Annotated in this window: 5 protein-coding genes; all 5 read left to right on the forward strand. The window is 44.5% G+C overall.

The window, feature by feature from the left end:
* Window positions 1–128 precede the first annotated feature (128 nt).
* Window positions 129–833: an NUDIX domain-containing protein gene (locus A1D16_RS17255; protein WP_290711790.1), complete on the forward strand. Its 705-nt coding sequence runs from the start codon at window positions 129–131 to the stop codon at window positions 831–833.
* 238 nt (window positions 834–1071) lie between these two features.
* Window positions 1072–4128, forward strand: a complete 3057-nt coding sequence (locus A1D16_RS17260) for a TonB-dependent receptor (protein ID WP_290711792.1) — start codon at window positions 1072–1074, stop codon at window positions 4126–4128.
* A gap of 17 nt (window positions 4129–4145) precedes the next feature.
* The gene (locus tag A1D16_RS17265) at window positions 4146–5546 is read left to right on the forward strand and encodes a RagB/SusD family nutrient uptake outer membrane protein (protein ID WP_290711794.1); all 1401 of its coding nucleotides are present in this window, start codon (window positions 4146–4148) and stop codon (window positions 5544–5546) included.
* 14 nt (window positions 5547–5560) lie between these two features.
* Window positions 5561–6067, forward strand: a complete 507-nt coding sequence (locus A1D16_RS17270; protein ID WP_290711796.1) for a DUF5004 domain-containing protein — start codon at window positions 5561–5563, stop codon at window positions 6065–6067.
* Between the two features lie 10 nt (window positions 6068–6077).
* Complete coding sequence (locus A1D16_RS17275) at window positions 6078–6875, forward strand: hypothetical protein (protein WP_290711798.1); 798 nt, start codon at window positions 6078–6080, stop codon at window positions 6873–6875.
* Window positions 6876–6972: the final 97 nt, after the last annotated feature.

The following is a 6972-nucleotide window of genomic DNA, read 5'->3' on the forward strand; positions in this document are numbered from 1 at the left end:
CATCAAAACACGGCTTGATCCTAGGGGTTTTGAATAAAACAGTTTGCAAAAAGGTATTTATCTTTTGCAATTGCAGGTAAACGATAAGCGAAAGATTATTAAACTGCTGCTGCAGTAAAACCAACAACATGAAACAGATTTCGAGATTCAGTCATTTTGGAGAATTAAGTGATAAAGATTATTTCAGGATAGCGTTATCAGTGGATTGTGTAATTTTTGGTTTTGAGGAAGGGGAATTAAAAGTGTTGGTGATCAAATGTAATATCAAGGAGTATAAAGGCATGTGGTCTTTGCTGGGAGACCTGGTTCGGCCCGATGAAGATATTAACTCAGCCTCCTACCGGATTCTGAAAGAGCGAACCGGCCTGGACGATGTGTACCTGGAACAAGTGCATACATTTGGTAAAGTTAACCGGCACCCGGCCGGCAGGGTAATTACGACCGCCTATTTTTCCCTGGTAAATATCAAGGACCATCAGTTAAAGCTATCGGACAATGAATTACACTGGCATCCTGTAAAGGAGATTGGTGATATGGCATTTGACCATAAAAATATCCTGGATACCTGTATAGAGCGCCTGCGCGAAAAAGTGGAAGATCACCCGGTGGTATTCAATCTGCTGCCTAAAAAATTCTCTTTACGGGAATTGCAAAGTGTATATGAAGCCGTACTGAACTGTGAACTGGACCGCCGTAATTTCCGGAAAAAATTCTTCATGATGGATTGGTTGGTTGATCTGAATGAACTGGAAGAAGATGTGCCGCACCGCCCCGGCAAATTATATAAGTTCAATGCAGCCAAATTTGCTAAAAAGGCAAAAAAAATCTCCTGACAATCGCTTCAAGTTTTCTTGATAAATGCAGGTCTGCTGATTATCACTGAGTTAAAAAGAAGCTGGAAAACCCTGTTCAGCATTCCTTTTCAGGCAAAAAAAAATCTTTAACAAATGTTAAATCTCAATGAGATATTGCCTATGTTTGTGTACTTTTTACACATTTTTAATATGTAAAAAGTACGCAAAGCCGGTTTAACGATTTCTTTATTATATAAAAAACGCAACACGCACGATTATGTCATTCAAACGCTTGCTTACGATTGCCTTGCCGTTGGTCGTATTTATACTCCTACAGCAGGTTGTATGTGCACAGGTTAGCATTACCGGAAGGGTCACCGATTCAGATGGAGCCGGACTGGCCAAAGCATCCATTTTGATCAAAGGAACTTCAAAAGGGGTTTCTTCCGGGCAGGATGGAAGTTTCACCATTCAGGTGCCGGACGAAAATGCTATTCTTGTAATCAGTTCAGTTGGTTTCACCTCCCGTGAAATCAGGGCCGGAAATGTTTCCGCTGCTGCCATTCAGTTGCAGAACGACAATTCCCAGATGGGTGAAGTTGTAGTAATTGGTTATGGTACACAAAGAAAGCGGGAAGTTACCGGGGCTATAGCCAAAGTTTCCTCCGATAAAATTACTTCCATCCCAACGCCCAGTTTTGAAGCTGCCTTACAGGGTAGAGCTGCCGGCGTTCAGGTGGTTCAGGGAAGCGGGCTGGCTGGCTCCGGTTCGGTTGTCAGAATCCGCGGTATCAATTCAATCAGCGCCGGTGGAGATCCGCTTTATGTAGTGGATGGAATTCCTATTACGCAGGATCCTTTTCTGCGAACCAATAGCGGGGCAATGAACCAGAATCCGCTGGCGGCCATTAATCCCAGTGATATAGAATCGGTAGAGGTATTAAAAGACGCTGCTGCTGCGGGTATTTATGGTAGCCGTGGTGCCAATGGGGTAATCCTGATTACTACCAAGCGCGGAAAATCCGGAAAACCCTCCTTTAATTACAACAACAGAATTGGTGTTTCCACCTTTGCCAATCGTCCCACTTTTGCCAATAGCCAGGAATGGCTGGGACTGCGCCAGGAAGCCTGGGAGAACGATGGTAATTCCGGGCTTGCACCCCTTCCTGCCGGTATCAGCTGGGAATCAGCCCGAGCTACAAATACCGATTGGTGGAACCTGCTTACCAGGGATGGCTTTATCAACGAGCATAATATCAGCATGAATACGGGTGGTAAAAAATTGCGTTCGTATATAGGTGCCAGCTATAGTGAAAACCAGAGTTATATCATTGGTAACTCCTTTACCCGTATCGGCTTAAGAGCCAACCTCGATTATAAAGTTTCCGATAAATTAAAACTTGCACTTAATACAGGATGGAACAGGGGTAAGAACAATCGTGTACCGGCAGCTTGGGCAGGTGGGTTAGGTGATGCCATGAGTACTGCTTTGCCGATTTATCCTGTTTACAAAGCAGACGGTTCCTATTGGCTGGATGGCGCTAATCCGTATGCCCGGATGAAAGAAAATACCTGGATTAACCGGGATGATCGGTTTTTGGGTGGATTGATCATTGAATTTACGCCCATTAAAAACCTGACCCTGAAAGCAAACGGAAATATTGATTACCTGCTGGGAATGGAAGATAAGTTTGAAACGGCTAAAATCCGGAATGCCACCAGTGGCCTGGGTTTCGCCCGCAGAAGCCCGGTATGGACAACCAATATGAATGCCTCTTTTACGGCCAATTACCGGTGGGATATGAACGAGGATAATTCTTTTAATTTTCTACTGGGTACGGAAGTGCAGGAATCCTACTCCAAATCCTATAACACTGATTTTGGCCGGGAGTCCAATACTGCCTATTATAATGACCGGGATATGTGGAAAGCTACAAGAGACAGCTTTATCAATAACAATCTCCTGGATACTACAGAATTTAATGCCTATACCTTCAACTCTTTCTTTGGAAGAATCAATTACAGTTTCCAGGACAAACTTTTCCTGCAGTTAACTGCCCGTATTGATGGTTCCTCCCGTTTCGGTGAAAATAATAAGTATGGCTTTTTCCCCTCAGCAGCTATTGGTTATACCCTTACACAGGAAGAATTTTTCCGTTCTGTTGATTGGCTGAATTTTCTTAAGGTCAGGGTTAGCGCAGGTATCATGGGTAATTCCAATATTCCGGCTGGCCGTTATTATACAGCGTACAATGGAGGTAGTCCTTATGTAGGCGGACAAACCTATTTCCTGGACCGGATCGGTAACCCGGACCTGCGTTGGGAAAAGATTTTCAATTTTGATGCAGGGCTTGAATTTGCCTTGTTCGGTAACCGGCTTACCGGTGAGCTTTCTTATTACAACCGTTCCACTACAGACGTATTGCTGGATGCAGGGTTGTCTCCGTCTACCGGGTTCGCCAATGGCTGGAGAAACCTCGATAATTCCCTGATCGTAAACGAAGGCGTGGAATTGACAATGAATGTGGAGTTGATCAAAAAGAAAGATTTCAAATGGAGTATCGGTGGAAATATTTCCAAAAATTACAATGAAGTAAAAAAACTCGGCGCATTGAGTGCAGACGCAATTGGCGGTGGTACCAATGATACCAGGATTGCAATTGGTTATCCTGTTGGAACCAATTACCTGGTACGTTTTCATGGAGTGGATGAAAATGATGGCTTACCGGTGTGGGTAGACGCCAGTGGAAAGCTTACAAAAACTTTCTCCCTGAACAACCGGGTGCCCATCGGCTCAGTAATTCCTGATTATGTTGGGGGCCTGAATACCAACCTTTCTTTTAAAGGATTTGAACTTTCTTCTCTATTTACGTTTACTATTGGTGGTAATATTTACGATGGAAGCGCTAAACGCCAACTGGGTGTGGTAACAGACTGGAATATCCGTACCGATATCGCTAACAGATGGCAGCAGCCCGGCGATCAGGCTTCTTTTCCCCGACTGACCATGCGCCCGGATACCTACTACGGTTTATCGAGCGAGTGGCAATACAACTCCACTATGTTTTTATACGATGCTTCTTTTATGCGTATGCGGGAATTGACACTTGCGTATAATTTCCCGGCAACGATGTTAAAAAAGCTGAAAATTGAACGGGCTAAATTCTTTGTTACGGGAATGAACCTGCTGACCTGGTCTAAATACCCCGGCGGTGATCCGGAAATAGCACGCGATTTTGAAAATGCCCAGGACAGGAACCTAAGTCCCAATATAACCTACCTGACGCCACCACAGCAGAAATCAATTACAGCAGGTATAAATATTACTTTCTAACTATAAATGAAGTATCAATGAAATTGCTTTCCTATAAAATCGGAATTGCCATGCTACTGACAGCAATGGCTATGGGAACAGGATGTTCCAGGTATCTTGATCGCCCCCCACAGGGTCAGATCCTGGAAGAAGAAGCCTTAAAAGATGAGGATGGATTAAAAAGAGTGGTAAACGGAGCCTATATTACCCTTGGAAGTGAAACCTTTTATGGCGGCCGGGCGGTGATACTGAGTGAACTGTTAAGTGATGAACTGAACGGTACCCTGCTCACCGAAGATTTTGGTGAAATCTATGGACGCCGTACCTCTATCTTTGGTGCGTATAAAAATGATTTTTATACCAATGGCTACAAGGTAATTGCCAATATAAACCGGGTATTGCAGAATATTGACCTGGCAGGCGCATCGCGCGATCAGCTGGAAGGTGAAGCAAAATTTATACGGGCGCTGGTTCATTTCGAACTGGTTCGTTTATTTGCCCAGCCTTATGGATTTACACCAGATAATTCACACCCAGGTATTCCAATTCGGTTAGAGTCTACCGTTAGTATAGCTAATCGTGCTACGGTACAGGAAGTATACAATCAGATCATTACCGACCTCACTGATGCAGCTGCTAAACTACCAGCTGACCGGGTTAGTACGGCATCTTCCAATGCTGCCAATGCCCTGCTGGCAAAAGTATATTTCCAGATGAATAATACAGAAGCTGCCTATACTGCTGCTAACCAGGTTTTATCCGGATCGGACAAACCGTATCAGTTCGTAACGGCCGATTCTGCGTTCACTACCCGTTTTTCCCAGGGAAAGAATGAAGAAACAATTTTAGAAATTTCCACCCAGCAGAATAATCCGCAGGGAAGTGTGGGCAATGGGTTGAGAGATAATTTCAGGAGTGATACCCGTCGTCCTGTCCTGTTTTTTTCCAATGCAGTTTATAACCGGGTAGCCAATCCGGGCGATAAACGGGCTGCCTTCCTGAGCAATACCCTGCAGGCGGGTATTAATGTACTGGTTAAATACAATGCAGATGTATTTGTACTGCCGGTACTGCATGTAACTGAAATCAAACTGATCCGTGCAGAAGCAGGTGCGGCGCAGGGTGGTGCAGCGCTGGCAACGGCCATTGACGATATCAATGATATCCTGGAAAGGGCCTATGGTAATACCAGCAGAAACCTTCCGCCGAATGCAGCTGCAGCGGATGTAATACGGGTAGCCAGGGAGCAGCGTGCCATTGAACTGGTAGGAGAAGGCAACCGCACGCATGAAATAAAGCGGATCGGTGCACAGAGCGGACAAAATATTGATGACAGAGGGGCAAGGTGGAATTGTCCGGGTTTTGTACTTCAGTTCCCACAGGGAGAAATGGCTTCAAATATTGATTTCGAACGTAACCCGGAAGGGGGATGTAATTAATAAATAATTCAATCATGAAATTTATAAACCTGTTAACCATCGCATGCGGCAGTTTTTTACTGCTTTCCTGTGAACCGGAAAACTTTGGCCCGGTTATCAAAGAAACCACCGACAATAATATTGCTGCACTGAGCGGTACCTGGAAAATTACCAGTGCAAAACAAACAGACGAGGAAGCCTCACTCAAAAACTCGCCTTATGTGAGCAGCATTATTACCAATGATTTTCCTTATACGGAATTTCAGCTGAGCCTGGAAAGCCAGGGTGGTTTGCCGACCGGTTTTGCTACCACCCCCGGTAATGCTCCGCGGGTTATACCTTTTGCCAGTGGCAAGTGGGAGGTTGATAACCCGGAAGCGCCCAGCCAGGTGGCATTTATCAATGGAACGGATACCATGCGCGCAGTGCTCGGGGCGTATCCTTCGGCATTCAGATCCAGTTTTATTTTGAAAATACCCCGGGTGAATGCCGAATCAGGTAAAACCACCATGATGTATGAATACCAGTTTACCAAACAGTAATACGATTGCCATGAGACAACTTAAGCAAGTCATTCTATTTATGGTTTCCCTGTGTTTTACCCTATTGGTACAGGCACAGAATCCAAAATTTAGTCCATCTATATTTACCGCTGTTGACCAGGTTACCATTGAAATTGATGTTACCGGAACCAATATGGCAGGTGAAACGGCAGCTTATATCTGGATATTCAGTAATCCGGATGCAGCAGACGGAGATGCCAATAAACCCAAAAAGGACGGGGTTGTAAATGGTGCCTGGGGTAATTCCAGCGAATCGGCAAAGCTTACCAATGTAGGCGCCAATAAATGGCAGTTCAGTTTTACCGGAACTGAGTTATTTGGTCTTACGCCGGCGCAGCTTACTTCGTTTGGATTTTTGTTGAAAGCCAAAGATGGTTCCAAACAAACACCTGACTACAAACCCTTCAAATTTGATCCACTGGTATTTACGCCCACTATGATGCGGGTTTTTCCTGCCAAAGTTGGAACAGAGGATGTGATTACAGTCAATTTTGACCAGACCCTGGCGGAATCTGTCAATGATCAGCGGCTTTCTCCCAAAGAAGCGGAAGTAACCCTGTATGATAACAGCGGTGCAGTGGTAGGAACCAAATCCTTTCAGCTGAAAGAAGCGGGTAATCAAAAATGGTCAGCCATTTTTATTCCATCCTACTCTTTTTCAGTTCCGGCAGGAACACAATTGTCGAGGTTTAGCTATTTATTCAAAGGAACCGTAAAAGATGCTACCGGCCAGGATATCGAACACAAGACGGCAGCAACGGAAATTCCATTTACTCAATTCAAGTAAATACCATTGTTATGAGAAAACTATTGTTGCTTTTATTCAGTAGTACACTGATAATTGCTTCCTGTCAAAAATATAATTTTGAGGAGGATGGAAAAGG

The sequence above is a fragment of the Flavihumibacter sp. CACIAM 22H1 genome, assembly GCF_001601815.1.
GTDB lineage: Bacteria > Bacteroidota > Bacteroidia > Chitinophagales > Chitinophagaceae > Flavihumibacter.